Source organism: Actinorectispora metalli, from assembly GCF_056323685.1.
This window is the reverse complement of record NZ_JBREYE010000002.1, coordinates 866,353-892,589: the sequence shown is the minus strand read 5'-3', so window position 1 is coordinate 892,589 and position 26,237 is coordinate 866,353. Positions and strand designations below refer to the sequence as shown.

At 68.1% G+C, this 26,237-nt stretch carries 29 protein-coding genes; 12 read left to right on the top strand and 17 right to left on the bottom strand.

Annotation, left to right across the window (positions count from 1 at the left end; genetic code table 11):
* Positions 1-38 precede the first annotated feature (38 nt).
* On the top strand, positions 39-425 hold the full coding sequence (locus ACU6XJ_RS24370) for a VOC family protein (RefSeq protein ID WP_476316170.1): 387 nt from the start codon (positions 39-41) through the stop codon (positions 423-425).
* Positions 426-555: 130 nt separating this feature from the next.
* Here the strand turns inward: ACU6XJ_RS24370 and ACU6XJ_RS24365 are convergent, their stop codons facing one another.
* The 12 genes from ACU6XJ_RS24365 to pafA form a co-directional block, all read right to left on the bottom strand.
* Entirely contained in the window at positions 556-1,779 is a 1,224-nt protein-coding gene (locus tag ACU6XJ_RS24365) for a GNAT family N-acetyltransferase (protein ID WP_476316167.1), read from the bottom strand.
* A 115-nt stretch (positions 1,780-1,894) separates the two neighbouring features.
* On the bottom strand, positions 1,895-2,443 hold the full coding sequence (locus ACU6XJ_RS24360; protein ID WP_476316164.1) for a DUF4333 domain-containing protein: 549 nt from the start codon (positions 2,441-2,443) through the stop codon (positions 1,895-1,897).
* An 88-nt stretch (positions 2,444-2,531) separates the two neighbouring features.
* Positions 2,532-5,285 (bottom strand): DEAD/DEAH box helicase, encoded by a 2,754-nt coding sequence (locus tag ACU6XJ_RS24355; protein ID WP_476316161.1) that lies wholly within the window; start codon positions 5,283-5,285, stop codon positions 2,532-2,534.
* 38 nt (positions 5,286-5,323) lie between these two features.
* Positions 5,324-5,671 (bottom strand): DUF3817 domain-containing protein, encoded by a 348-nt coding sequence (locus ACU6XJ_RS24350; RefSeq protein WP_476316159.1) that lies wholly within the window; start codon positions 5,669-5,671, stop codon positions 5,324-5,326.
* On the bottom strand, positions 5,668-6,075 hold the full coding sequence (locus ACU6XJ_RS24345) for a hypothetical protein (RefSeq protein WP_476316156.1): 408 nt from the start codon (positions 6,073-6,075) through the stop codon (positions 5,668-5,670). Before ACU6XJ_RS24345 ends, ACU6XJ_RS24350 begins: the two co-directional genes overlap by 4 nt.
* A gap of 211 nt (positions 6,076-6,286) precedes the next feature.
* The gene (locus tag ACU6XJ_RS24340; RefSeq protein ID WP_476316153.1) at positions 6,287-7,177 is read right to left on the bottom strand and encodes a diacylglycerol/lipid kinase family protein; all 891 of its coding nucleotides are present in this window, start codon (positions 7,175-7,177) and stop codon (positions 6,287-6,289) included.
* 9 nt (positions 7,178-7,186) lie between these two features.
* Positions 7,187-8,020 (bottom strand): twin-arginine translocase subunit TatC, encoded by an 834-nt coding sequence (gene tatC, locus ACU6XJ_RS24335; protein ID WP_476318613.1) that lies wholly within the window; start codon positions 8,018-8,020, stop codon positions 7,187-7,189.
* A 102-nt stretch (positions 8,021-8,122) separates the two neighbouring features.
* Positions 8,123-8,401, bottom strand: coding sequence for a Sec-independent protein translocase subunit TatA (gene tatA, locus ACU6XJ_RS24330; protein WP_476316150.1), 279 nt, complete (start codon positions 8,399-8,401; stop codon positions 8,123-8,125).
* A 50-nt stretch (positions 8,402-8,451) separates the two neighbouring features.
* A complete protein-coding gene (locus ACU6XJ_RS24325) occupies positions 8,452-8,673 on the bottom strand; it encodes a bacteriophage holin (RefSeq protein WP_476316147.1) in 222 nt (73 codons plus the stop codon).
* Positions 8,674-8,683: 10 nt separating this feature from the next.
* Positions 8,684-9,664 (bottom strand): helix-turn-helix transcriptional regulator, encoded by a 981-nt coding sequence (locus ACU6XJ_RS24320; protein ID WP_476316144.1) that lies wholly within the window; start codon positions 9,662-9,664, stop codon positions 8,684-8,686.
* Between the two features lie 19 nt (positions 9,665-9,683).
* Positions 9,684-10,658: a helix-turn-helix transcriptional regulator gene (locus ACU6XJ_RS24315; protein WP_476316141.1), complete on the bottom strand. Its 975-nt coding sequence runs from the start codon at positions 10,656-10,658 to the stop codon at positions 9,684-9,686.
* Between the two features lie 143 nt (positions 10,659-10,801).
* A complete protein-coding gene (pafA, locus tag ACU6XJ_RS24310; protein ID WP_476316138.1) occupies positions 10,802-12,160 on the bottom strand; it encodes a Pup--protein ligase in 1,359 nt (452 codons plus the stop codon).
* A gap of 123 nt (positions 12,161-12,283) precedes the next feature.
* Here pafA and ACU6XJ_RS24305 point away from each other — a divergent pair, with 123 nt between their 5' ends.
* From ACU6XJ_RS24305 to ACU6XJ_RS24280, 6 genes are all read left to right on the top strand, one after another.
* Positions 12,284-13,777 carry a phosphatase PAP2 family protein gene (locus ACU6XJ_RS24305; protein WP_476316135.1) on the top strand — a complete coding sequence of 498 codons (1,494 nt, stop codon included), beginning with the start codon at positions 12,284-12,286 and terminating at the stop codon, positions 13,775-13,777.
* 45 nt (positions 13,778-13,822) lie between these two features.
* Positions 13,823-16,873 (top strand): AfsR/SARP family transcriptional regulator, encoded by a 3,051-nt coding sequence (locus tag ACU6XJ_RS24300; protein ID WP_476316132.1) that lies wholly within the window; start codon positions 13,823-13,825, stop codon positions 16,871-16,873.
* 103 nt (positions 16,874-16,976) lie between these two features.
* On the top strand, positions 16,977-17,870 hold the full coding sequence (locus ACU6XJ_RS24295; protein ID WP_476316129.1) for a helix-turn-helix domain-containing protein: 894 nt from the start codon (positions 16,977-16,979) through the stop codon (positions 17,868-17,870).
* Complete coding sequence (locus tag ACU6XJ_RS24290; RefSeq protein ID WP_476316127.1) at positions 17,833-18,024, top strand: DUF397 domain-containing protein; 192 nt, start codon at positions 17,833-17,835, stop codon at positions 18,022-18,024. The genes ACU6XJ_RS24295 and ACU6XJ_RS24290 overlap by 38 nt, the downstream gene beginning before the upstream one ends.
* Positions 18,025-18,113: 89 nt before the next feature.
* Positions 18,114-18,275 carry a hypothetical protein gene (locus ACU6XJ_RS24285; protein WP_476316124.1) on the top strand — a complete coding sequence of 54 codons (162 nt, stop codon included), beginning with the start codon at positions 18,114-18,116 and terminating at the stop codon, positions 18,273-18,275.
* A 100-nt stretch (positions 18,276-18,375) separates the two neighbouring features.
* On the top strand, positions 18,376-18,741 hold the full coding sequence (locus tag ACU6XJ_RS24280; protein ID WP_476316121.1) for a hypothetical protein: 366 nt from the start codon (positions 18,376-18,378) through the stop codon (positions 18,739-18,741).
* A 44-nt stretch (positions 18,742-18,785) separates the two neighbouring features.
* Here the strand turns inward: ACU6XJ_RS24280 and ACU6XJ_RS24275 are convergent, their stop codons facing one another.
* On the bottom strand, positions 18,786-19,115 hold the full coding sequence (locus tag ACU6XJ_RS24275) for a hypothetical protein (RefSeq protein ID WP_476316118.1): 330 nt from the start codon (positions 19,113-19,115) through the stop codon (positions 18,786-18,788).
* Positions 19,116-19,330: 215 nt separating this feature from the next.
* On the opposite strand from ACU6XJ_RS24275, the gene ACU6XJ_RS24270 reads away from it, so the two are divergent.
* Positions 19,331-19,822 carry a Pycsar system effector family protein gene (locus ACU6XJ_RS24270; RefSeq protein ID WP_476316115.1) on the top strand — a complete coding sequence of 164 codons (492 nt, stop codon included), beginning with the start codon at positions 19,331-19,333 and terminating at the stop codon, positions 19,820-19,822.
* 32 nt (positions 19,823-19,854) lie between these two features.
* Here the strand turns inward: ACU6XJ_RS24270 and prcA are convergent, their stop codons facing one another.
* The 4 genes from prcA to dop all read right to left on the bottom strand — a co-directional run bounded on the left by prcA (position 19,855) and on the right by dop (position 23,396).
* A complete protein-coding gene (prcA, locus tag ACU6XJ_RS24265; RefSeq protein ID WP_476316112.1) occupies positions 19,855-20,607 on the bottom strand; it encodes a proteasome subunit alpha in 753 nt (250 codons plus the stop codon).
* 52 nt (positions 20,608-20,659) lie between these two features.
* Positions 20,660-21,505 carry a proteasome subunit beta gene (gene prcB, locus ACU6XJ_RS24260; RefSeq protein WP_476316109.1) on the bottom strand — a complete coding sequence of 282 codons (846 nt, stop codon included), beginning with the start codon at positions 21,503-21,505 and terminating at the stop codon, positions 20,660-20,662.
* A gap of 37 nt (positions 21,506-21,542) precedes the next feature.
* Positions 21,543-21,737 (bottom strand): ubiquitin-like protein Pup, encoded by a 195-nt coding sequence (locus ACU6XJ_RS24255; RefSeq protein WP_476316106.1) that lies wholly within the window; start codon positions 21,735-21,737, stop codon positions 21,543-21,545.
* Positions 21,738-21,896: 159 nt separating this feature from the next.
* Positions 21,897-23,396, bottom strand: a complete 1,500-nt coding sequence (gene dop, locus ACU6XJ_RS24250) for a depupylase/deamidase Dop (protein WP_476316103.1) — start codon at positions 23,394-23,396, stop codon at positions 21,897-21,899.
* 442 nt (positions 23,397-23,838) lie between these two features.
* Here dop and ACU6XJ_RS24245 point away from each other — a divergent pair, with 442 nt between their 5' ends.
* From ACU6XJ_RS24245 to ACU6XJ_RS24230, 4 genes are read left to right on the top strand one after another with little or no spacing between them, the layout of a single operon-like run.
* A complete protein-coding gene (locus ACU6XJ_RS24245; RefSeq protein WP_476316100.1) occupies positions 23,839-24,336 on the top strand; it encodes a YbaB/EbfC family nucleoid-associated protein in 498 nt (165 codons plus the stop codon).
* The gene (locus ACU6XJ_RS24240) at positions 24,336-24,692 is read left to right on the top strand and encodes a hypothetical protein (RefSeq protein WP_476316097.1); all 357 of its coding nucleotides are present in this window, start codon (positions 24,336-24,338) and stop codon (positions 24,690-24,692) included. The genes ACU6XJ_RS24245 and ACU6XJ_RS24240 overlap by 1 nt, the downstream gene beginning before the upstream one ends.
* Positions 24,692-25,798, top strand: coding sequence for a WXG100 family type VII secretion target (locus tag ACU6XJ_RS24235; RefSeq protein WP_476316094.1), 1,107 nt, complete (start codon positions 24,692-24,694; stop codon positions 25,796-25,798). Before ACU6XJ_RS24240 ends, ACU6XJ_RS24235 begins: the two co-directional genes overlap by 1 nt.
* 9 nt (positions 25,799-25,807) lie before the next feature.
* Positions 25,808-26,236 carry a hypothetical protein gene (locus ACU6XJ_RS24230; protein ID WP_476316091.1) on the top strand — a complete coding sequence of 143 codons (429 nt, stop codon included), beginning with the start codon at positions 25,808-25,810 and terminating at the stop codon, positions 26,234-26,236.
* Position 26,237: the final 1 nt, after the last annotated feature.

Sequence of the window (26,237 nt, the reverse complement as noted above, 5' to 3'; positions counted from 1 at the left end):
GGGCGGCGAACCCGCCCGCGGACCACTGGAGGATTTCCATGCCTGCACAGCTGAATCACACCGTTGTCTACGCGCGGGACAAGCATGTCTCGGCGATGTGGCTGGCCGAACTGCTGGGCCTGCCCGAGCCGACCGAGTTCGGACCATTCTCGGTCGTGGAGACCGGCAACGACGTGTCGCTGGACTACTTCGAGGCCGACGGCGACATCACCAGCCAGCACTACGCGTTCCTGGTCACCGAGGACGAGTTCGACGAGATCTTCGGGCGCATCAAGTCCCGAGGCATCCCGCACTGGGCGGACCCGTTCCACAACGAGGCCGGCGAGATCAACCATCACGACGGCGGTCGCGGCGTGTACTTCGAGGACGCCAACGGGCACAACCTGGAGATCATCACCCGGCCCTATGGCAGCGGCGGACAGTAAGCCCACCGAAGCCCGAACAGCCCCGAGCCTTGCCGCTCGGGGCTCTGTCGTCTCCGGGGTCCGCAGGCGCCCCTCTCCGACCTTCAGCTGGCAGACCCCGTCGTGGGACCCGGCGAATAACGAGGCGGCGTCAGAAATGGGTTCCGCACCACGGCGGACTGTCGGTGGCGAAAAGCCGGTCCGCTGCCGACACCGACTGCTCGTCACACACGGTGATCCACCCGGTGGCTGCCAGGACGCTCGGCAACGTGCCGCCCAGGAAGATCGACCCCAGCGCGGCCACGTCCAGCACCAGGCCCGCCTCCCCTGGCGTGCTCAACCGCCGAGCCCCGGTCGCCGAGATCCGGTACCGCCCGTTGTTGCGTGGCAGCAGGTGGTCCACCACCTCGATCACCACAGACGGCCCCGGCCCGTAACCCCGCGCCGCCAGCGCCGCGGGCACATCCACCAGTCGCACCCACAACTCGTCGTCCAGTGCCTCGGTGCGGCATGCCCTGCGGTCGGCCAGCAGCAGTTCCAGCGGATCGTCCAGCGGACGCCCCCACAGGCGGATTCGGCTGGCCAGGTCGATCCCGGTGAGGAAGCGCAGCAGGCCGCTGTGCGCCGCGATGCTCGCGCTGTGCATGTCCAGCACGTCCAGGCTGGAGGTGTAGGCCGAGGCGTTGTCGACCTCGTCGCGCTCGGCGTTGTAGACGAGGTAGCCGTCGTCGCCGTCCTCACCGGTATGCACCGCGGCCACCCAGTGTTCGCCGCTGGCCAGCGGGCGCCGCACGATGACCTCCCACCAGCCCTCCGGGCGACTCATCATCCCCGGCCGGTGCAGCCCCAGCCGCTCGTACAGCGGCGGGATCTCCTTCACGATCTCCTCGCCGTACACCAGCCGGATCTCCCCCGCCGCGGGCGCGCCGGGATGCAGCGCCGCCGCGGCCCGGTCCAGAGTGATCGCCCGGTGCGCGGTGGCCGCGCCGAAGCCGAAGCGCCGGTAGATGGTCGGCTCCGTGGCCCGCAGGCAGGCGACCGACTCCCCGGCCGCCGCCACCGCCGCAAGCTGCGCCTTCATCAACGCCGACAGCACCCCGCGGCGCGTCCGGTCCGCCCGCACCCCGACCCTGGACACCGCCGCCATCGGCAGCACTCCCCCACCCGGCACGGCGATCCTGGCCGCATAGGACTGCGCGGTACCGATCAGGGAGTCGTTCTCGAACGCGCCGAAGATCCGCCCCGTTTCATACGAACGCTCCGCGTAGGGCCACTGCTCATCGGGCATCGGACCGTGGTGCATCGTCGCGCGGAACAGGGTGTGTGCGCCGCGGTACTCCGCGGGCTCGAGTAACCGGACGAGAAGATCTCCCACCTCAACGATACTGCCCTGCGGAGCCGGGGAGAGCGAGCAACTTTGGTATCCCGCGACATGATCGCCGCCCACCCGTCGCTCGTGAGCGCGGAGTTCCGTGCGGACGCAACTACCCTTACTTGGGCCGCGCCACCTCGTAGAGGCCGTCCTCGTTCTTCACCGTGATGGCCACCGTCTGCTCGCGGTTGTCCACCTTCACCGTGCACTCGAAGGTGTTGCCTGGCTTGAGTTCCCGCCCCTTCGGGCAGGACACCGCTTCCAGCTTTTCGATCTTGTAGTCGGTGGTGAGCACCCGCCGGACGCCGTCCTCCAGCGCCGCGTGCTCGAACACCTTCTTCACGAACCAGCCCGGCCACACGAACCCGAGCACCGCCACCGCGGCTACCAGCAGCACCGCTGCGATACCGATCAGCAGCGGTGCCTTGGACTTCTTCGGCTGCTTAGTCGCGGGCTGGGCGTAGGCGCCGGGGTACTGACCGGGTTGGCCGTACGGGGACTGCTGGCCTGCGGGCGCGGGTTGGCCGTACAGCGGCTGACCGGCGGGCCCAGGCTGGTCTGACTGCGGCGCAGCCCAGCCGGGAGGCTGCTGCTGACCAAAACCGCCGCCCGGCGGCTGACCCCACTGCGGATCGCCCCCACCGGATGGACCATACGGGCTGGTCATGGACTGCGCCTCCCCACCTCGACCTCGCGGAGTTCCTCCTGGCCGCGATCCAACCACAGGCCCCGCGGGCCACCACCACCGGCGGTGATCACATCGTCGCCATGGCGACGACGCCGCGCCGGATGGCCTTCACCGCGTCGTCGGCCGCCCGGCCCACCGGGTCCTTGCGGCCCAGCACATCGCGGATCTGGTCCAGGAAGTCGATCACCTGGCGGCACCAGCGCACGAAGTCACCCGCCGACAGCTCCTGGCCGGCGGTTTCAGCCGCGGTCAGCACCTTCTCCAGGCTGTCCCCGCGCGCCCACCGGTACACCGCCCACACGAAGCCGGGGTCCGGCTCGCGGGTGCGCTCCAGGCCGTGCCTTCGCTCGTCGTCCTCCAGCACCGACCAGATCCGCATCGTCGTGTTCAGCGCGGTGCTCACCGCGCCCTCCGGCAGGCGTGGCGCCGCCGACTCCCGCCGCGACTCGTACACCAGCGCCGAGGCCACCGCCGCCAACTCCGGCGCGTCCAAACCCGCCCAGGCGTTTTCCCGGAGGCACTCCGCGGCCAGCAGGTCCGACTCGCTGTAGATGCGGGTCAGCCGCTTGCCGTGCTCGGTGACCTCCTCGCCCTCCCCCGTCCGCAGGTAACCCCGCTCGGTGAGCAGCGCCCGGATGCGGTCGAAGGCCCGCGCCAGCGAGTGCGTGCGCGCCGCGACCTGGCGCTCCAGCTGCTCGGTCTCGGCGGTCAGCCTGCGGTGCCGATCACCCCACCTGGCGTGCTCTTCCCGCTTGTCACAGCCGTGACAAGCGTGCGCCCGCAGCGCCCGTCGCAGCGCGGCCAGCTCCCCGTCCTCATCCGAGGCCGTGCGGCTCCTGCCGCGGGCGGGTGGCGTGATGCCGGTGTTGTGCAGGCTGGAGGCGATGTCCCGGCGCACCCGCGGCGAGCGGACGTCGACGTGCTTGGGCAGCCGCAGCTTGCCCAGCGCCTCCACCGTCACCGGGAAGTCGGTGATGGACAGCCTGCCCGCCCAGCGGTCCTCGGTGATCACCAGCGGCCGCGGCTCATGCAGCGGCTCCAAGCCGGGGTCGATGACCACCGCGAGGCCGCTGCGCCTGCCGCTGGGCACCGCGATCACGTCGCCGCGCTTGAGCTTCTCCAGCGAGGTCGCCACCTCAAGGCGGCGGGCCGAGCTGTTCTGCCTGGACAGCGCCCGCTCCCGGTCGCCGATCTTGCGGCGAAGCTCCATGTACTCGGGGAAGTCCCCGAGATGACAGCCCATCGACTCGGCATACCCCGCGAGGGCCTCGCGGTTCTTGTCGATGCGGCGAGCCAGGCCCACCACCGAGCGGTCGGTCTGGAACTGCGCGAACGACTGCTCCAGCAGCTCACGCGCCGCCGCCGCGCCGACCCGGTGCACCAGGTTGACGGCCATGTTGTAGCCGGGGCGGAACGACGAGCGCAGCGGGTAGGTGCGGGTGGAGGCCAGGCCCGCGACCGCCTTGGCGTCAACACCCGGCTGCCACAGCACCACCGCGTGGCCCTCGATGTCGATACCGCGGCGGCCCGCGCGTCCGGTGAGCTGCGTGTACTCCCCCGGCGTCAGGTCGACATGCGCCTCGCCGTTGTACTTGACCAGCTTCTCCAGCACCACGGTGCGGGCGGGCATGTTGATGCCCAGCGCCAGCGTCTCAGTGGCGAACACGGCCTTGACCAGGCCGCGCACGAACAGCTCCTCGACGGTTTCTTTGAACGCGGGCAACAGTCCCGCGTGGTGGCCCGCGACGCCGCGCTCCAGCGCCTCCCGCCACTCCCAGTAACCCAGCACCCGCAGGTCCGCCTCCGGCAGGTCGCCGGTGTGCTCGCGGATGATCTTGCGGATCTCGGCGACCTCGGCTTCGGTGGTCAGCCGCAGCCCCGCCCGCACGCACTGGGTCACCGCCCCGTCGCAGCCCGCCCGGCTGAAGATGAACACGATCGCGGGCAGCAGCCCCGCGTTGTCCAGCCGCTTGACCACGTCCACACGGGACGGTGGACGGAACCGGGCCCCGCCCGGTCCCCCATTGCGGCGCGGGCCGCCGCGGCGGCCGAACGGGACGAAGTGCCGCGCGAGGTCCTCGCTGCTGCGCACCACCTGCGGATTGATCTTCAGCTGCCCGTCCGGCGCCTCACCGGCGAACAGGTCCAGCATCCGCCCGCCGACGATCATGTGCTGCCACAGCGGAACCGGCCGGTGCTCGTCCACCACGACCGTGGTGTCGCCGCGCACCTCGACCAGCCACTCGCCGAACTCCTCGGCGTTGCTGACGGTCGCCGAGAGGCTGACCAGGTTCACGTCGTAGGGCAGGTGCAGGATGACCTCCTCCCACACCGCGCCCCGGAACCGGTCGGCGAGGTAGTGCACCTCGTCCATCACGACATAGGCCAGACCGTCCAATGCGGACGATCCGGAGTACAGCATGTTGCGCAGCACCTCGGTGGTCATCACCACGATGGGCGCGTCCCCGTTGATCGAGGTGTCGCCGGTCAGCAGGCCAACCGTCTCCGACCCGTAGCGGGCGGAGAGGTCGGCGTGCTTCTGGTTCGACAACGCCTTGATCGGGGTCGTGTAGAAGCACTTGCCGCCCTCGGCGAGTGCGAGGTGCACGGCGAACTCCCCGACGACCGTCTTGCCCGCGCCAGTCGGAGCGCAGACCAGCACCCCGTGTCCGGCCTCCAGTGCCTGGCACGAGGTGATCTGGAAGGGGTCAAGCTCGAAGGAGATCTCGGCGGTGAACTCCGTCAACAGCGGATAGGCGCTGCGCCGCTGAGCGGCGGTATAGGCCTCTGCTGGACTGGACTCGGGCGAACGGCTGGCCACAGCACCAGGTTTTCATACTCGGACCGCTGGTGTGCGGATTAGAGCGCCTGGCCTGCCTTGATCTTCCGGGTGACCTTGCGCTCGGCGTAGAAGGACAGGAACGGGATGGTGCCCGCGAGCAGCACCAGCAGCGTCTTGCCCAGCTCCCAGCGCAGCCGCTGGGCCAGCAGGAACGTGATGACCAGGTACACCGCGTAGAGGAAGCCGTGCACCTGCGCCGACCAGGTCAGGCTGGTGTTGTCGTAGCCGTACTTGAGGATCATCGAGGCGACCAGCAGCAGCAGGAAGACACCGACGACGTAGGCCATCACCTGGAACGCCTTGAGCAGGCCGCCCGCGGCCTGGACCGGGGTCTGAGCCTCGGTCACGATCTCGTTCTGGGTCATCCGCCCTGCCTCTCCGCATTGAGCTCCGCGAGATACCTGTTGTACGCGGCAAGCTCGTCGTCCTCGTCGTGTCCGGCCCGCATCGAGATCTGCTTGCCGATCTCCTGCGGCAGCGGCCTGCGCTCCACCACCGGCGTGGTGACCTTCCGCTCGACCTTGACCTCTGGCGTGGCGGTCTGGATGCCGAGGCGCCGGGCCTCCATCAGCGGGATGCGCCACCACATGTAGACGGCGAACGCCCCGAAGAAGGGCCACTGGAGGGCATACCCGAGGTTCTGAAAGCTCCCCGTGGCCGACTGTGACCGCTCCCACTGCCACCAGCCGGCCCACAGACACGCCACCACGGCGACCACCGTGGCGACATGCAGCCACAGCGGCCGCCGTGGCAGCCGGGTGTCGGACACACAACGACGTTAACACCGCTCATCAGGTGACCTACGCCCGCCTGCCTCTTCCCGTGCCGGGCGCCGTGAGGCGCTATGAGGCTCGAGGTGACATTGAGGTCCTTGATGACCACGCCGAGGGTTATCGGACTTGATTTCAGTTAGCACTGAAGCTATCGACACAATAAAGGCTGCGGACAGCGCGAAGCTCAGCGTGTCGAAAGAGGTGCGATCAGCCGACGGGGGAGATCACCGTGAGCGCGTTCGGTTCGCAGTGGACGGTGATGGGCAGGCGGGTCTGGCGCTCGCCGTCGGCGTAGGCGGTCCAGCCCTGGCCCCCGGTGAGGCGGACCGAGCGGGCCTGCAGGGTGGTGACCGCGGGGTGGCTGACGTGTCCGCCACTGCGCAGCCTGCTCAGCACGCGCAGCAGTTGCGGCACCGAGACCGCGCCCGCGACGGTGATGTCGAAGTAGCCATCGGTGGGCTCGGCATCGGGGCACACCGGGATGCCGCCGCCGTAGAACCGAGTGTTGCCCACCGCGACGAGCAGCGCGTCCAGTTCGAGGTCGCCCGATTCGGTGCTGACGATCAGCCGCTTCGGCCGAAGCCTGGCCATCTCGGCGAGGATCGCCAGGTCATAGCGCCGCCGGCCCGCGGGCCACCGCATGCTGTTGGCACGCTCGTTCACCGCGGAGTCGAACCCGGCGCACAGCACCGTGCCGAACCACTCCCCGCCGACGACGCGCCCCAGGTCGATGCTGCGGGTGGATTCGGTCCGCAGGCCCTCGGCGATGGCCTCGGCGGCGGCCAGCGGATGCTGCGGCACACCGAGCGCGGTCGCTAGGTCGTTGCCGGTACCGGTAGGCAGCACGGCCAGCGCCGTGGAACTGCCCGCCAGCGCCTGAATCGCCAGGTGCGCGGCGCCATCCCCACCGAGCACCGCCACCACATCGACACCGTCGTCTACGGCCTGCTGCGCGAGCGCCCTGGTTTCCGCGGCCGTGGTCGCCACGACCGCCTTGAGACTGTCCGTCCCGGTACGCAGCCGTGCCGCTACGGACCCGGCGATGCGCGCACCCGCTCCCCCGCCCGCGGCCGGATTGACCACCAGCACAGTGTGCATCGGCAGAGCTTAGGTCGCGTCGGCCGTGTCGTGGCGCTTGGTGTCCTGTTCGTCATCCGCCCAGTCGTCGACCCAGCCCTCTTCCCTGTCCTTGATCGCCTTCCGCCGGTCATGCACCCGGCAGATCTGCACGGCGATCTCGAACAGCACCACCAGCGCGACGGCCAGCGCGAGCATCGAGAACGGGTCCTGACCCGGTGTCGCGATGGCGGCGAAGACGAAGAGGCCGAAGATGATGCCGCGCCGCCACTTCGACAGGCGCTGGTAGGTGACCACACCGGCCCGGTTCAGCATGACGATGAGCAGCGGCAACTCGAAGCTGACGCCGAAGATCACCAGCAGCGTGAGGATGAAGCTGATGTAGTCGGTACCCGCCAGGGCGGTCGCGAAAAGTTCCCCACCGAAGCTGGACAGGAAGGTCAGCGCCTGCGGAACGATGATGTAGGCGAGGACCGCACCAGCGGCGAAGAGGATGCTGGCGAAGAACACGAACACCGAGGCGAACTTGCGTTCCTTGGCGTACAGACCAGGGGTGATGAACGCCCAGACCTGATACAGCCAAACCGGGCTGAACAACACCGCCCCTGCCGCGACGCCCACCTTCATCTGGATCATGAAGGCCTCGAACGGCTTCGTCTGCAACAGCTGGCAGGTGCCGTTGGGCTCGAAACGCAGGTGCCTGGGGATCTGGCAGTACGGGTCGGCCAGAAGCTTACTCAGCGACGGGATGCCGAACGGCGCCCACTCGAACCAGAAGAACCCGAGCGTGCCGCCGATGACGATGGCAATCGACGCGATCATCAAGCGGTGCCGCAGCTCGAAGAGGTGCTCGATGAGCGTCATGGTGCCGTCAGGGTTGTGCTTGCGGCTCCATTTGCGGCGTTTGCCCGAGCGGCGGAGCGGGTTCGCCACCGTGCCGACCGTCCCTTCGTTCAGGCGAGCTGATCAGCTGGCGTTGTTCTTGTTCTGCGCAGTCTGCTCAACCGGCGGCGCGACCTGGGGCTGAACCGGCGGCAGCGGCTGAGCCTGCGCTTGGGCCTGCGGCGGTGCGGTCGTCGTGGTGTTGGCCTGGCTGCTGTCCTCGCGCAGGCCCTTGGTCTCTTCCTTGAACGCCTTGCCTGCCTTGCCGATGGACCTGGCCAGCTCAGGCAGCTTCTTCGCGCCGAAGAGCATCACCAGGAGCACAGCCAGAATGACGAACTCCCAGCCTCCGAGAGTCGGCATAGCGAACCTCCTAAGTCTTTGTTGCTGCTACCGATGTTACGCGTGGTGACTTAGCGGTCGCCGTCGTAACTGTTGCCATCACGGCGCTGGTCGAGCGCCACCTTCAGGGCGGCCGCACGCGCCTTCAGCAAGCCTGAGCCGCCGCCCATCTGCTCACTGTAAGCCCGTTCTACCACCCTGAAGCGGCGGATGGCTGCCACCGTGCGGGCGGCGAGCGCGCCGACGACCATCACAGCGAGGACCACCAGGATCAGGGCAACCATGTACGCCACGCCCACAACGTTAACGAGCCAAGGTGGACGGCTGGTGACCAGCCCGTCGCAAAGCAAGATCGGCTCGTTCACGGATTTGGGCGGCCACCTCGGCGGGTTCCTCCACCACGGCGTCGCCGCCGAGGCCGAGCACGAGCCGGACGAGCCAGGACTCATCGGTATAGCGCAGCCGGACGCGGGCGGCGCCGCCGGGCAGTTCCGTGAGCTCGTCCACCCGGTAGTACTCCGAGACCCACCGGCCCGACGGTTTGAGGCGCAGGACGGCCGTGTGCTGGTCGGGTTCGGGCTGGTAGAGGCCGTCCGAGAAGTCCGTGGGCGCCGCGTGGGCTGGCGGGTTGGCGGGCTCGTCGCGGATCTGGACGTCGTCGATGCGGTCCAGGCGGAACATGCGGACGGCCTCGGCGTGGCGGCACCAGGCCTCCAGGTAGCTGCGGCCGTCGATGAGCAGCAGCCGCATGGGGTCCACGATGCGCTCGGTGATCTCGTCGCGGGAGGCCGTGTAGTACCGCAGCCAGCACACCCGTCCCAGCTGCACGGCGCGGGTCAGCGCGTCGCGGGTCTCGGCGATGCCGGTGCTCTCCCGCATGCTCAGCCCGACGACGACCGCGGCCGGTTCGGCCTGGCCCGCCGCGGCCTCCACCTTGGCCACCGCGCGGCGCACCGCGTCGGTGTCGGTCACGCCAGGGGTGTCGGCCAGCGCACGCAGCGCCACCAGCAGCGCGGTGGCCTCGGCGCCGGTCAGGCGCAGCGGCCTGCTCATACCGGCGTCGAAGGTCACCGTGACGGTGTCGCCCTCGAAGGACAGGTCGATCAGGTCCGCGGGCGTGTAGCCGGGCAGGCCGCACATCCACAGCAGTTCCAGGTCCTTGCGAAGCTGCTTCTCGGTAATGCCGAAGTCGTCGGCGGCCTCGGTGATCGGGATGCCGGGGCGGGCCAGCAGGTAGGGCACGAGCGCCAGCAGCCTTGGCATTCGTTCGGTGCTGGTGCTCATACGACCCCCAGTGTTGTGCTCATCCAGCCTCCACGACACCGCGCAGCCGGGTGCGCACGGTGTCGGCCAGCGATTCCGGCTCCAGGACCACCACGTCGGGGCCATAGCCCGCGATCCAGTCGGCGGCGGAGTCCGGGAAGGACAGGTCGATCTCCACGATGTCGCCGGACTCGTCGTCCAGCACGGCCTGCTCGACCACCTTCGACCTGCGCCGCAGGCCCTGGGCGCGGCCGTCGGCAACCCAGAGGCGGGTCGTGGAGGCGGGCGGGATCGGGTGGTGCTGGTGGCGGGCGACGTACTGCATGAGGTCCAGGCCCTCGGGGCGCCGCACGACGCCAGGCCTGCCGATGGGCTTGGCCTCGCCCTGGATGCGGGAGAGCCGGAAGCAGCGAGTTGCGGCGCGGTCCCGGTCGTGACCGACGAGGTACCAGCGGCCGCGCCAGGACACCACTCCCCACGGTTCGACGGTGCGGGTGCGGATCTCTTCGTAGCCGGAGCGGCGGTAGTCGAAGGTGACGGCGCGGCCCGCCTGCACCGCCGCCAGCAGGTCGGCGAAGGCGGGTTCGCTGGCACGCACCTTCGGCTCGATCACCGCCGGGGTGTGCTGGTCGACGTCGACGCCCGCGGCGCGCAGTTTGATCAGAGCGCCGTGCGCGGCGCCGGTGAGTTCGGGCGAATCCCACAGCCGCGCCGCCAGCGCGACGGCGGCGGCTTCGTCGGGTTCGAGGTCGATCTCACCGAGTTCGTAATCGCGGCGGGCGATGCGGTAACCCTCGGCCTGGTCGAAGGCGCCATTGCGCCCTGTCTCGAGTGGGATGCCGAGATCGCGGAGTTCGGCTTTGTCCCGCTCGAACATCCGGAAGAACGCGTCGTCGGACGGCGCGTCCCGATATCCGGGCACGATGCCCCGGATGCTGTCCGCGCTGAGGTACTGGCGCGTCGCCAGTAGGCAAAGCACCAGGTTGACCAGGCGTTCGGCACGAGCGGTTGACACGTCGATGGAGCTTACGACGTGTTCTTGATCAATGTGCGGAAAGGGGCATGAAACACGTCGAACAATTTTGCTAATCCCGCCGCCGTGTCTCAGCCGTACCCGAAGGCCCGAGCGGAGAGTGGGCGTTCAGGTACGGCGTGAGGTCAGAGGGATGCGATGAGGCGTTCCACGCGTTCGTCCACGGAGCGGAATGGGTCCTTGCAGAGGACGGTGCGTTGGGCCTGGTCGTTGAGTTTGAGGTGGACCCAGTCGACGGTGAAGTCGCGGCCCGCGGCTTGGGCGGCGGCGATGAACTCGCCGCGGAGCTTGGCGCGGGTGGTCTGGGGCGGGGTGTCCTTGGCGGCTTCGATCTCGCCGTCGTCGGTGACGCGTTCGACCAGAGCCTTCCGTTGGAGGAGGTCGAAGATGCCGCGGCCGCGGCGGATGTCGTGGTAGGCCAGGTCAAGCTGGGCCACCCGGGGGCTGGAGAGCTCCAGGTTGTGCTTGGCGCGGTAGCGCTCGATGAGGCGGTTCTTGATCGCCCAGTCGATCTCGCGGTCGATCTTGGAGAGGTCCTGGGCCTCCACGGCGTCCAGGGCGCGGCCCCACAGTTCGATGACACGGTCGGCGAGCGGGTCGGGGGTGCCCGCGCGGACGTGGTCGACGGCGCGGGAGTAGTACTCGCGCTGGATGTCCAGTGCGGAGGCCTCCTTGCCGCCCGCCAGCCGCACGGTGCGGGTGCCGGTGAGGTCGTGGCTGATCTCCCGGATGGCCCTTATCGGGTTGTCCAGCGTGAAGTCACGGAACTGCACGCCCTGCTCGATCATCTCCAACACGAGGTTCGCGCTGCCCACCTTGAGCAGGGTGGTCACCTCGGACATGTTGGAGTCGCCGACGATCACATGCAGCCTGCGGTAGCGCTCGGCGTCTGCATGAGGCTCGTCGCGGGTGTTGATGATCGGGCGGGAGCGGGTGGTGGCGCTGGAGACGCCCTCCCAGATGTGCTCGGCGCGCTGCGACAGGCAGTACACCGCGCCGCGGGGGGTCTGGAGCACCTTCCCTGCGCCGCAGATGAGCTGGCGGGTCACCAGGAACGGCAGCAGCACGTCGGCGATGCGGGAGAACTCACCTGCCCGTGCCACACAGTAGTTCTCGTGGCAGCCGTAGGAGTTGCCCGCCGAGTCGGTGTTGTTCTTGAACAGGAAGATGTCCCCGCCGATACCTTCGTCGGCGAGCCGCCGCTCGGCGTCGACAAGCAGGTCCTCCAGGATCCGCTCGCCTGCCTTGTCGTGCGTGACCAGTTGGGCCAGGTCATCGCATTCCGCGGTGGCGTACTCGGGGTGCGACCCGACGTCGAGGTACAGCCGGGCGCCGTTGCGTAGGAAAACGTTCGAGGAGCGACCCCAGGAAACCACCCTGCGGAAGAGGTAACGAGCCACCTCGTCCGGAGACAGCCGTCGCTGACCGTGGAAGGTGCAGGTCACCCCGAACTCGGTTTCGATACCAAATATCCGCCGATGCATGAACACACAGTAAGTCCGCGATACCCGTCTCGGCACTGCTCGTGATCCGAGTGTCGTACTTCGATCACCCGGTTGCGAGCCTGCCAACGGGCAGGAAACGCGCGGCGACATAGGCTGGTGATCGTGTTGTCATGGCTGCTCGACGTTGGGCGAAGAATCGACCGGGCCGATCGGGAACTGGTGCGGCGCAGCGGAAAACTGCCCCGTACCGGCGCCGATACCGGTCTGAAGGTGCTGACCACGGCCGCGAACCACAGCCTGTTGTGGTTCACGATCGCCGCGGTGCTGGCGACCCGCAAGGGCGTCACGCGGCGTGGTGCGTTCCGTGGGATCGCCGCAATCGCGGGTGCGAGTTTCACCACGAACCTCATCGCGAAGCCCGTCATGCCGCGCCGTCGGCCCGCTGCGGATGACCTGCCCGCTTACCGCCAGGTCCCCGATCCGCCCACGTCATCGTCGTTCCCCTCGGGTCACGCCGCGTCGGCGGCGGCGTTCGCGACGGCGGTCACGATGGAGGCGCCGCTGGCCGGGGCCCTCATCGCGCCGCTGGCCGCCACCGTCGCCTATTCGCGGGTGCACACCGGCGCGCATTGGCCCAGCGACGTGGTGGGCGGCGCGCTGCTCGGGGTCGGGGTCGGGCTGGCCACCAGGCGGTGGTGGCCGGTGCGGCCAAGCCTGCCCGCCGCGGCCCGCCACGATGTGGTCGCACCCGCTCTACCGCAGGGCGACGGGCTGACCGTGCTGGTCAACAAGTCCTCGGGCGACGAGAACGTCGATCCTGGCGACGACATCGCACGGCGGCTGCCCGCCGCCAAGCTGGTCTATCCCAGCGACGGCGAGGATTACGCCGAACAGTTCGCGGACACACTCGGTGAGGACACCAAGGCCATCGGCGTCGCGGGCGGCGACGGGACGGTCGCCGCGGTGGCCTCGCTGGCGGCCCACCGGGGCCTGCCGCTGGTCGTGGTGCCCGCGGGCACCCTCAACCACTTCGCCAAGGACGTCGGTGTGGACGACTGCGAATCGGTCTACGACGCCGTCGAGGAGGGTGACGCGGTGTCGGTGGACCTGGCGCGGGTCAAGGTCGACGAGAGCCCGGCGCGTTGGTTCGTCAACACCGCAAGCCTCGGCGGCTACCCCGACATGGTGCGGCTGCGCGAAAAGTGGCAGAAGCGCTGGGGCAAGTGGCCCGCCGCTGCCGCCGCGATGGCCAAGGTGATGTGGGAGGCCAAGCCGCTGACGCTGCGCATCGACAACCGCGTGCTCAAGGTGTGGGTGCTGTTCGTCGGCAACGGGGCCTACGAGCCGCGTGGATTCGCACCCGCGTGGCGGCCGAGTCTGGACAATGGTCTGCTCGATGTCAGATATGCGCGCGCCGACGTCCTCTTTTCCCGTTTGCGCATTGTTTTCGGAGCTATGATCGGCGCGCTCCTGCACAGCAGGGTTTATGTGCAGCAGAACCGTCCATCGCTGGATGTCGAGGTGATCGGTGCCCCCGTGGGCCTGGCCACCGACGGCGAGGTCGGGGCCACCGGCAACAGGTTCCGCTTCGCCGCAGAGGACAACGCTCTCGTCGTCTACCGGCCACGGCTGCACGCTGTCGGTGATACCGAGTAGAACATCCCATAGCGGGGTTTTCCGGGGATACGGGGCGGAGGTGGCGTGAGTCGGCTGTGGTTCGGGGTGCTCGGCCCTCTTATCGCCACCAGGGACGGCGTGGAAGCCGACTTCGGCGTCGGCGAGGGGCAACGCCGGTTGGCTGCTGCCCTGTTGCTCGCCGCCGACAATCCGGTGCCGCCCGCGCGGCTGCTGGACTTGCTGTGGGGCACCACTCCCCCGTCCGGCCGCAACGCGCTGCAACAGGTCGTCTCCCGGCTGCGTTCGGCGCTGGACCGCGAGTTCGGCGACCTCCTGCGCCTGACCTACCAGGGCGGCGGCTATCGCCTGGTGCGGCCGCAGGGAAGCTCCGACCTGGAGCGGTTCCGCTCACTGGTGACCGATGCGGCATCGAGCACCGTGGCGCTGCGCAGGCGACTGGAACTGCTGGAGCAGGCGTGCGGCCTGTGGCGCGGCCCGTGTCTGGCCGACCTCGCTCCCGAGGCGCGGCAGAACCTGGGCTGCACCGCCATCGACAACGAGCGGCTGGTGGTGGCCGCGGACTACGCGGAGGCCGCCCGCAGCGCGGGCCGTCCCGAGCAGGCGCTAGGCCTGCTGGAAGCGCTGGTCGAGGACCAGCCGCTGCACGAGAACCTGCATGCTGAGCTGATGCTGACCTTCGCCGCGGCGGGCCAGCAGGCCAGGGCGTTGCAGTTGTACGACATGATCAGGACACGATTGCGTGACGAGCTGGGCATCGACCCCGGTGCCCGCCTGCGGCTCACCCATGAGCAGGTGCTCCGCGCCGAGGCGAGCTACCAGAGCGTGGCCTTCGAGGGCCCCTCGGTGCTCCGTCAGCCGCATACCGAGCTGATCGGCCGTCAACGCCTCCTCGACTCGCTGCGGGCCACCGTTCGCGAGAACCGCCTGGTCACGATCACCGGACCCGCTGGTGCGGGCAAAACCACCCTGGCTCGCCACCTGAGCGCAGACCGCCCGCCTGCCATGGACCTGGGCAACCTGGCGGGCTTGGACGAGCTGATCACCGCGCTGGGCATGCTGTTCGAGGTGCGTGGGCGCGACCAGGAGACGCTGTGGCCCGAGATCGTCACGGCGCTGGCGGGCCAGGAATTGCTGGTGCTCGACAACGCCGAGGGCGTCGTCGGCGATACCGCCGAGTTGACGCGGCGGCTGCTCGCGGAATGCCCCGGCCTGCACATCGTGGTCACCTCCCGCCAGCCGCTGGGCATGCTGACCGAGCACGTGTTCCCCGTGCAGCCGCTGGAGCTGCCCTCCGCCACCGACCCCGACCCGCAGTCCCCCGCGCTGGCGCTGTTCCTGCTGCGCGCGCAGCAGGCCATGCCCGGCGCGGACCTGTCGGACCTGCGCAGCGCCGCCAGGATCTGCCGCCGCCTGGATGGCCTCCCGCTGGCGATCGAGCTCGCCGCGGCGCGGGTACGGGCGCTGTCCCCCGCCCAGATCGCCGACCGCCTGGAGTCGGGCCTCGGTCTGCTGCGCACCACCGGCGGCGGCCCGCGGCACCGCACGCTGCAAGCCGCGATCGACTGGTCGTATCAGCTGCTGCACCCCGATGAGCAGCTGGTGTTGGAGCAGCTGTCGGTGTTCCGCAGCGGGTTCACCCCCGAGGCGGCGGAGGCGGTGTGCGCGGAGGACGTGGACGTCCTCGCCGCGCTGGTGGAGCTGGTGGACAAGTCGCTGCTGTCGGCCTACGACGAGGCGGGCAACCGCCGCTACCGCCTGCTGGAGACGGTCCGCGAGTTCGCCGCGGGAAAGCTCAGCCAACGCGGCGCGACCGGCGCGACCCGGAGCCGTCACCTGGACTGGTGGCGCTGTCGCGCGCAGGACCTGTTCGCGATCCCGCAGTTCCAGGACCGCATGGTCGCCGCGACGGCGGTGGGCAGCGAACTGACCGACCTCCGCGCGGCGCTGCGGGCGGCGGTGTCGCTGGGGCGCCAACAGGACGCGGTGCTGATCGCCTGCTGCCTGATCGACGTCTGGAACGTCCACCCCGGCCAGTTGGCCGAGGGCAGGCGCTGGCTGGGGCTGATCGAGGACATCGCCGACCGCGCACCGGCCCAGTTGCGGGCCCGCGCCCGCAAGGACCGCGGCCAGCTTACGACGGTGCTGGGCGACAGCGTGGCGGGCACCAGGATTCTCCGCAGCGCCCTCGCCGATGCCGAGGCCCTGTCACGGGTCGAGCAGGCGGATCTGCTGGGCGTGCTCACCAGCACCGAGTGCGAGCTGTTGGACCCCCGGGCGATCGGCCACGCCCGGCGCCTGCTGGAGATCATCGCCGAGCTGTCCGACAGCGATGTGCGGTCGGCGTCGCTGCGCACGCTGGTGGAGACGCTGCTGACCTGGGGCCTGATCGACGAGGCCGCGGCGTTGGCGCGCAAGCCGAACACCCACCGCGAGGCAGGCAGGTTCTGGCTGCCGCACTACCACGGTCTGCTGGGCCTCATCGCCGCCGCGGAGTCGGATCGGGAGCGGGCCTACCGTTCGTTCGACCGGGCGCGGCAGTCGGAGAAGGACGCGACGAGCGCGGCGTTCAAGTTCAACCTGCGCCGAATGCTCGCCGAAATGCTGCTCGGCGTGGACGATTTGGCGGGCTGCCGGGATTTCCTGGAGACCGAGATCCCGCTGTTGATGCAGCGCCACCCCGAGGCTGGGTATCTGGGCGAACAGCTCAAGATCCCACTCGCCGAGGCGCTGCGCAGACACGGCGACCATAAGCGCGCTCTCGCGGCTCTGGACAGCGCGCTCCAGGCAACGGCGCCGACCAGCCGGTATCGGGCGAGCCTGCCCGCGGCGCTGGTCGCGGCGGCGCTGGCGCGGGACATCGGTGACACCACGGCGGCGGATCAGCTTGGGTCGGAATGGGAGCGGGTGCGCCGCAGGCTGAGCCTGCCGGTGCCTGTCGGCTACTACGCGGCAGCGACCAGTTTGGGATTCGAATTGAATACGAACGCAATGCGCACCGCAGTTTCACTGCCAGCGTCTTCGGTTACGCCGCAGGAGACTGCGGTGTGGCAGGAACAGCAGATCAAGGACCTGCTCGCAGCAACCGAAGCTTGGTGCATAGACGCTTTGGTGTGAGTTTTATTGCACCTACTGCAAACGTTCCCGCAATGGGGTGGATTCCAGACTCGACCGTGTTTCCCGGCATTTCTGCATTTTCGGGAGTCCACACTTGGGCAGCATGGCGGGATACAACATCACAGTCCGGGCGCAGGATCTCGGTGAGCGCCTGCGCAGCATCCGGAAGCAGCGCAAGCTGACCCTCGACGATGTCGCACCCAGGATCGACATCGACACGGCCACGCTCAGCCGAGTGGAGAACGGCCAGCGACCGGCAAGCCCCGAAGAAGTCTCGGGTCTTCTCGTGGTCTACGAGGTCGTCGGGGATTTGCGGGACGAGTTGCTCAAGCTCGCGCACACCTCACGCGAGTCGGGGTGGTGGGTTCGCGGCTCAGCAGATTTCGCCATGAGACAGAGCAGCCTCATCCTGCTCGAACGCAAGGCAACAACCATCATCAACTTTGAGGGCATGAACGTCCCTGGCCTGCTCCAAACCGAGGACTACACCCGCGCGCTGCTGACTGAATCCGGGGTCGTCCCGGACGACAAGATCGAGGCTCGGCTCAGAACTCGAATGGACCGGCGGGCGGTCCTTCGGCGGATAGCCCCACCGCAGTTCGTGGCGATTATCGACGAACTTGCCCTTCATCGGTTGATCGGTGGTCGCGAGGTGATGCGACAGCAGCTCGAGTACCTCATGGACATGGCCGCGGAACCGCAGATCCACGTGCACATCGTTCCCGTTGGAGGAGCGCACGCTGGGCAGGACGGCTCTTTCCTTCTGGTGCACCGAAGGAAGGGTCACCCGGTCGTGTTCCTCGAAAACGCGATGTCGAGCATGTTTCTGGAGAAGCGGCACGAGATCGAGTTCTATGAGCTATCGGCGCGCAACCTCTTGGCTAGGGCACTGGATCGTAGACAATCCATGGTGCTGATTGCAGACCTTGCAAGACGTCTGAGCCGGGAGGCACCGCCCCATGATCCCTATCGATCCGACTCACCTCACCTGGCGTAAGAGCACAAAGAGCGGAACCGCGGAGAACTGCGTACAAGTTGCCCGAGCCCCTGGCGCTGTGGCATTGCGCGACTCGAAGGACCCGGCAGGTGCGATGCTGGTTGTTCGGCCTGCCGCCTTCACCGCCCTGATCCGGCTGGCAGCGATGCGGTAAGCGTCCCGTAATGCGACATCACACTCCTCCCGGGCCACACTTCCGGTACAACTGAGGGGAAGGTCAACAACACTGACGGAGGCCGGGCCATGAGCGTCAAGAAGATTCTCGTGTGGGCGGGGGTCGCCTTGCTGGTCTACGCGCTGATCCAACAGCCAACCCAGTCCGCCGGAGTCGTTGGCGGCATCTTCGACACGCTCCAAGGTGCGGCGGAGGCCGTCCTCGTCTTCGTACGAACCCTGTTCGTGTAGCTATGCAGAGTTTGACTGGTTTGTGACAAATTTCCAGTCTGCGCCAGTACCGTTCTCCAGTACCGGGACGCGTTCCGCGTCACCGTCTGGAGGGGGAATCATGAGGCTTATCAGCATGTTCGCGGCCGCTGCACTGGGCGCGGCCGCACTCGGTCTGGCAGCGGCCCCGGCGCAAGCCGCCGACCCGGTCTTCCTCTACACCGGCAACAAGTCGCACTGCACGTTCAGCGGCGACAACGGCGTGCAGGGCGGCGTCTTCACCAGCTACGAGTGCCGTAGCGGCGTCGCGGGTTACAGCCTGTTGGTCCAGCCGTCGCCGAAGTTCGTCGAGGACGTGTACATCAACACCTTCGCCACCCGCGCCCTCTGCGACGACGCGGGCGTCAACGGCAAGACCGGCGGCGTCTTCACCCTGTACCAGTGCAGGAGCGGGGTCGCGGGCTACAGCCTCACCGTCACCGGCTGAACAAGCCCGTGAGTGTAAGGCGACTCGCCTTACACTCACGGGCTTTACCTAAGCCGCCCTTTCCCTGCTGATCGGAGCACCCGTCCACAGCTCTGGGCGGGCACTGTCTCCGCTGCCATCACCAGCGAGGTGGCGCCGATGGTGGTGGCCTCACCCACCCTGCTGCCGGGAAGCGCGATGCTGTGCGGGCCGAGCGTCGAACCCGCCTTCAACTCCACCGGCTCCAACCGCATCACGCGGTCGTGGAAGAGGTGGGTCTGGAGCACGCAGCGCCGATTTACAGCCGCGCCTCGACCGAGCCGGATCAGGTCGGGCTCAGGCAGCCAGAGGGTTTCACACCAGGCGCCGAGGGTGCGCAGCCACCAGTTCAGCACCGGTGTGCCGCTCCACAATGGATGACGCCCCGCGGTGAACATGCCCAGGAGCAACCACTTCGCCGCGGCGGTGACCAACCCTGCGGTCAGGCTCGCGGCGAGCAGGATCGCGCCACCCGCGGCGAGAGCGTAGAGCCAGCCGCTTTGCTCCCACAGCAGCGCCAGCGGTGTGGGGTGTGCATTTGAAGTGCACCTGCATGCGCCATGATGCGGTCATGGCGGAAACCGGAAGCAGCCTGGCTGGTGGCGACGATTCGGCCGTGGAGGAACTGCTCAAGGACGAGTTGGCGCGCGGAGACGCGGCGCTGGGGCGCACGGAGACCAAAACCAGCATTCTGCTGGCGGTGTTGAGTCCCATCCTCACCGTCGGACTTGCCGTGTCGCCTCGGGTCTCCCAACCCTTGGTGGTGACCATCCCGTTCTGGTCCGCGCTGGGTCTGCTCGCTCTCGCCCTGGTGCTGTTGTTGTGGAACGTGCGGCCGCGGCTGCGCCGAAGCGGGTTCGCCACCTACGCGTCCATGAGCGAGACCGAGCTTGCGCAGCACTTCGCACGCCTCGGGAGTGATCCCCAGCGTTGGCACCGCGAACGCCTGATCGTGGTCGCCCGACTGGGCTGGACGAAGTTCAAGATCCTCCGGGCCGCCACCAACCTGGTCATCGTGGCACTGCTCTTGGGAGTGGCGGCCGCCGTCGCGTCTACGGCCTGATGCAGGGGCGGCGCTGAAGGCCGCCCCTTGCATTAACTGCCGTTGTCGGCCGGCTTGGCGTCCTTCGTGTCCGCCTCGGGGGCCGGGTCGGTGGGCAGCAGGGCCTTGAGCGCGGCACCGGTGATGCGCCGGAACGCGCGTTCCGGCCGGGTGCGCTCCAGGACAGCCACCTCCAGCAGCTTGATGTCGAGCAGCGTCTTGCCCTCGGTGCTGCTGGAACCGCCGCTCAGGGCGCGCACGGCGATGCCGAGCGCGTCCTTGAGGGCGGCGCCCTCCTGGTAGGTCTCCTTGACGGCGGTGGAGATCGCCTCGGCGTTGCCGCCCATCACGACGTAGTTCGGCTCATCGCCGACCGAGCCGTCGTAGGTGAGGCGGTAAAGCTGGTCCTCCTCGGGCGCGGTGCCGACCTCGGCGACACACACCTCCACCTCGAACGGCTTGACCTGCTCGGTGAAGATCGAGCCGAGGGTGCCCGCGTAGGCGTTGGCCAGGCCGCGGGCGGTCACATCGCGACGGTCGTAGGTGTAGCCGCGGGTGTCGGCGTAGCGGATGCCCGCGGTGCGCAGGTTCTCGAACTCGCTGTAGCGGCCCACCGCGGCGAAACCGATGCGGTCGTAGATCTCGGAGACCTTGTGCAGGGTGCTGGACGGGTTCTCGGCGACGAACAGCACCCCGTCGGCGTAGGTCAGCACCACGACGCTGCGGCCCCTGGAGATGCCTTTGCGGGCGTACTCCGAGCGGTCACGCATGATCTGCTCGGCCGAGGCGTAGAACGGCATCGTCACGGCATGGACTCCTGGCTCATCCGGTGAGGGTTGATCTTGGCTTCGGGCACGGTCAGCCGCCGGGCTTTTCCTTGCGGGCCTCGACGACGGCCTCGGAGACCGCGCCGGTCTGCTCCTCGGTGAGCTTGACCGCGCCCTCCGCGGTGATCTTGACGACCACGGGGTAGATCTTGCGGCTCACGTCGGGTCCACCGGTGGCGGTGTCGTCGTCGGCCGCGTCGTAGAGCGCCTCGACCGCGTTGCGCACGGCGACGTCGACCTCGACGTGGTGGCTGTAGCGCTTCTTCAGCGCCGCCTTCGCGAACAACGCGCCGGAACCGACCGCGTGGTAGCCCGCGGTCTCGCCGTACTTCCCGCCCGCCACGTCGTAGGAGATGATCCGGCCCGCCTTGGCCGGGTCCTCGGCGTCGAGGTCGTAACCGACGAACAGCGGAACAACGGCCAAGCCCATGAGCGCGCCGTCCAGGTTGCCGCGGATCATGTTGGCCAGCCGGTTGGCCTTGCCGTCCAGCGTCAGCGAGACGCCCTCGAGTTTCTCGTAGTGCCGCAGTTCGACGGCGAACAGACGCATCATCTCGATGGCGATACCCGCGGTGCCCGCGATGCCGACCGCCGAGTAGTCGTCGGTGACGAAGACCTTCTCGATGTCCCGCTGGGCGATCAGGTTGCCCATGGTGGCCCGCCGGTCACCGGCGATGATCACGCCGCCGTCGAAGGTCAGCGCGACGATCGTGGTGCCGTGCGGGGCCTGGATCTCAGCATTGGGCAGCGGCCGACGCCACGGCAGCAGGTCGGGTGCGGCTGCCTTGAGGAAGTCGGTGAACGATGAGCTGCCCTGGGTCATGAAGGCCCGAGGCAGCGCACCGGCCTGCTGATTGCTGGCGGGTGGGTATTCCATCGGTTATTGGTTCTCCTGGTCGGATGGTCCTGCCGGACTACTGGCCGCCCTTTTGTACGTACGCCCGGACGAAGTCCTCGGCGTTCTCCTCGAGCACGTCGTCGATCTCGTCGAGGATCGCGTCCACGTCCTCGCCCAGCTTCTCGCGTCGTTCCTGCCCGGCCGCCGTCCCGTCCGGGCTCTCTTCGTCGCCGTCGCCACCGCCTTGGCGCTGGACCTGCTCCTGTGACATCGTCGCCTCCCGCGTGGTTTCGCCCGGGTGCGGGCCACCCGCACCATGAACATTACCTAGCGCTGAGCTGTCATGGTGCAGGCAAGCCGGTCATTCTCGTACCTGTTGTGATGCAAATTCGATCTTCACATGCCCAGCCCGCGGTGTCGAACGCGGGTTTCAACGCCTGGTCAGGGCGTTGACGAGGTCCTCGGCGGTCTCCGCCCGCTCGAGCAGCTGCCCGACATGTGCCTTCGTCCCCCGAAGCGGCTCCAACGTCGGAATCCGCACCAGCGACTCCCGGCCGAGGTCGAAGATGACAGAGTCCCAGGACGCCGCCGCCACCTCGTTGGGGTACCGCTCCAGGCAGCGTCCGCGGAAGAACGCGCGGGTGTCCTCCGGCGGGCTGGTGATGGCCCGAAGCACCTCGTTCTCGCTGACCAACCGCTTCATCGAGCCCCGCGCCACCAGCCGGTTGTACAGCCCCTTGTCCAGCCGCACGTCCGAGTACTGCAGGTCCACCATGTGCAGCCGCGGCGAGGCCCAGCCCAGCCCGTCCCGCTGCCGGTAGCCCTCCAACAGCCGCAGCTTGGCGGGCCAGTCCAGCCGGTCGGCGCACTCCATGGGGTCGCGGGCCAGCCCATCCAGGATCTCGCCCCAGGTCCGCAACACGTCCACGGAGTCCCGATCCCCGCCGTTGCGGTCCAGGTACTCGGCGGCCCGCTCGTGGTAGGAGAACTGCACGTCGAGCGCCGTGAACTTCCGCCCGTCGGCAAGCTCGACCTTCACCTTGAGCGTCGGATCGTGGCTGATCTTGTGCACCGACCGCACCGGGTCGGCCAGCCGCAGGTCGTCGAACCGTTTCCCGGACTCGATCATGTCCAGCACCAGCGCCGTGGTACCCAGCTTGAGGTAGGTCGAGTACTCCGCGAGGTTCGCGTCCCCGATGATCACGTGCAGTCTGCGGTACTTGTCCGCATCGGCGTGCGGTTCGTCCCTGGTGTTGATGATCCCGCGCTTGAGGGTGGTCTCCAGCCCCACCTCGACCTCGATGTAGTCGGCGCGCTGGGAGAGCTGGAACCCGGCTTCCTCCCCGGTAGGCCCGATGCCCACCCGGCCGGACCCGGTCATCACCTGCCGCGTCACGAAGAACGGCGTCAACCCGCTGATCACCGCCGTGAACGGCGTGCTCCGCGCCATCAGGTAGTTCTCATGCGTGCCGTAGCTGGCGCCCTTGTTGTCGATGTTGTTCTTGTACAGCTGCAACTGCGGCTGCCCGGGCACGGTGGCCGCCTTGATCGCGGCCTGCTCCATCACCCGCTCCCCCGCCTTGTCCCAAATCACCGCATCCCGTGCGTTGGTGACCTCAGGAGCGGAGTACTCGGGGTGCGCATGGTCCACATACAGCCGCGCGCCGTTGGTGAGGATGACGTTCGCCGCCCCCAGGTCATCCACATCGGGGTCCGCGGGCGGCCCACCGGGCGCCGACAGGTCGAACCCGCGCGCGTCTCGCAGCGGAGACTCCACCTCGTAGTCCCACCGCGCCCGCCGAGCCCGCGGAATCTCCGCCGCCGCCGCGTAGGCCAGCACAACCTGAGTCGAGGTGAGTACCGGGTTCGCCGTGGGGTCGCCCGGCACCGCGATGCCGTACTCCACCTCGGTTCCCATGATCCGCCGCATGCCCCCACCCTACGGGGCAGCCCCGTCATCCCGGCGCAATACCTGGCCAAACACACAACTTCGGGCATAGGCACGACTGCATCCATTCGGGTGGTCACGATCGAAGATCGCCCTCAAGCGGGAGCGAACCGATCCGATTCGGTCAAACGCGCCCCCGAGACAGTCACGGTCCGATACGGCGCAATCCAAGCCGCATTGTTGAACCGGCAACGACAAGCTGTGACTCGGCCGCACCTCGTTGCGTACAACTGTCGTTGCGGCAGCTTTGGCGGCGGAACAGACCTCGAAACAGCTTTCGACTCATCTCGATGACAGGTCTATGTGAGCCCATCAGATGGATCAGGGCAGTTGTCTGCACGGAGTTCGACCGAAACGCGGGTGGCGTTGCTGCGGATGGAGCAGGATGTCTGCCGACGGTGTGGGTCTAGGTCGAGGAGACCGGGTGTCCGACGAGTTCGAGACATTGGTGCGGGAGTTTGAGCGGTTTCAGGCGAATGTCGCCAGGGGTGAGGAGCGGCTGAGTCGGTATGAGGGCATGCAGCAGGAGATGGCGGGCATCGAGGTTTCGGTGAGTTCGCCGGATCGGAGCGTGACCGTCAAGGCGGGGCCTGGTGGGGCGGTGACCGGGGTTTCCTTTACCGATGAGGCGCTGCGACGGAGTCCGCAGGCGCTGTCGAGTTTGGTGATGTCGACGTTGCAGGAGGCGGTTGCCGCTGCGGCGCGGAAGCAGGCGGCGGTTGTGCAGCAGTTCGTCGGAGACGACCTGAACGTGTTGGACCAGGTGCTGGAGACGCAGGCGGAGGTGTTGGGGCGGCCGGTCGAGGAGTTGCGGGAGTCGGTTGCGCCCGCCTCGGACGCTCGGGAGCAGCGGCCGGGTGGGCCGCCGCGGGGGGCAGGCGATGGGTACCTGGACAACCTGTACAACCGGGAGGACGACTGATGGGTGGGGCGTTCCGGGCCGATATCGGCAAGATCGAGGGGTTTGGCGGGAAGGTTTCCGGCGAATTCGGGAAGCGGGCGGAGGCGGTGTCGGCGAAGGTGTCCGCCGCCGAGTTGCCCGCTGTGGCGTGGGGGCTGATCGGGCAACCGATCGCGTGGACGTTCTACCGGTCGATGATGGACGACTTTCGTGAGTACCTGAAGGCGGTCGGTGAAGGTACGCAGAGCGCGGGGCAGAAGCTGAAGTCCTGCGCTGATGCCTACAGCGCGGCTGAGGAGAAGATCGGGCTCAGCCTCAGCCAGACGCAGCAGGATCTCGACTCCGGGGCCAAGGCGCCCTCCGTGGGAGGCAAGTGATGTCCACCAGTGATTCCCTGCTGGACGGCGGGCGTAACGCCGATTCGGTCGGTAAGACGCTTGGGGCTTCGCATAGTCCGGGGCGCAACTATGGCGATCAGGTGTTGGAGAGCATGCCGGGGCCTGCCGGCCCCGGGTACAAGCTGATCCATGACGTGGCGACGGGCAAGGACGTCGGGACGATTGCGCAGGATGTGACGTCGCTGACCTCGTCGTGTATGTCGATCACGAGCATCGCGTCCGATCCGCTGGGGTGGCTTATCGGGCAGGGGCTGGGGTTTCTGATCAATATCTGCACTCCGTTGAAGCAGGCGATCAATTTGGTGTCGGGCAATCCCGAGGCGCTGAGTGTGGCGGCGAAGGAGTTCGGGGACTCGGGCAAGGAGTTGGAGAAGTTCGCTCAGGATCTGCTGAAGGACATGCAGGCCGAGTTGTCCGCCTGGGAGGGTGAGGCGGGGGACGCGGCGCGGGCGCGGCTGGCGGAGTTCGCTCAGGGAGTGCAGGGCGCGGCGGACAAGTCCGGTGATATCGCCATGCTGCTTCAGGTGTGCAGCATGCTGATGAAGGTCGTGGAGGACTTCATCAAGGGGCTGCTCACCGACCTGGTGGAGTGGCTGATCATCACGTGGGTGGCGGCGCTGGCGGCGGCGGTGCCGACCTGTGGTGGGTCCACGGCGGCGGCGGGCGCGGCGACCACGGTGAAGGCGGGCACGACCGCGAGCAAGGCTGCTCAGACCACCAGCAGGCTCACCAACATCCTGAACAAGATCCGCGAGTTCTTCACCAAGATCCAGGCGTTTCTCAAGAGTGCGCCGCAGAAGTTCATGGATGCCAAGGGCAGCAAGGCGTTCGCCGATCTTCAGCAGTCGATGGCGCGGGGTGAGGGCGGCAAGCTGGTTCGGGACACGCTCGCGGAGTCGGCACGCAAGCGGGTGGGCGAGTCGGTGGGGATCAGCCACAAGGCCGGTGAGGGCTATGAGTTCGATGCGATGAAGGGGCTCGGCAAGGGCGTCGGGCACGTCGCGGGTGGCAAGAAGGCCGTCGACTACGGTTCGACCGGGCAGGACCAGTCCGATGACGAAGTGCGCGATCGCTTGGACATCTGAGGGACGGACATGTTGCTGCGATTGTGCGGTCTGCTGTTCGGTGCGCTGATGCTCGCCGGCAGCCTGTTCATGGTGGTGTCCGGCGGGAGCCATGTGTTCGGCTTTGGTGAGCCGGTGACGGTTCACGTCACCCAGGGGCGGTACTTCGACGAGAGGTTCCGCAACGAACATCCCGCCAAGGGTTACTACGAGCTCGATGGCAGGCGGGTGGAGGTCACGCTGGCCAACCAGCGTGAGGGTGAAGTGGTCCACGGCCGTCTCGATGCGCTGGACAGCTCTGGCAAGACCGTGGTCACCGGGTCCGGCGGCAAGGTGGCGCAGTTGGTGTTCGGTGTGTTGTTCGGCGTGCTCAGCCTGTGGCTCATGGTGTTCTGCGTGATCGGCATGGTGCGCGGCGGCACCCGGCGCAACGATCCGCCGGAACCGGTGCGGGGCTGAG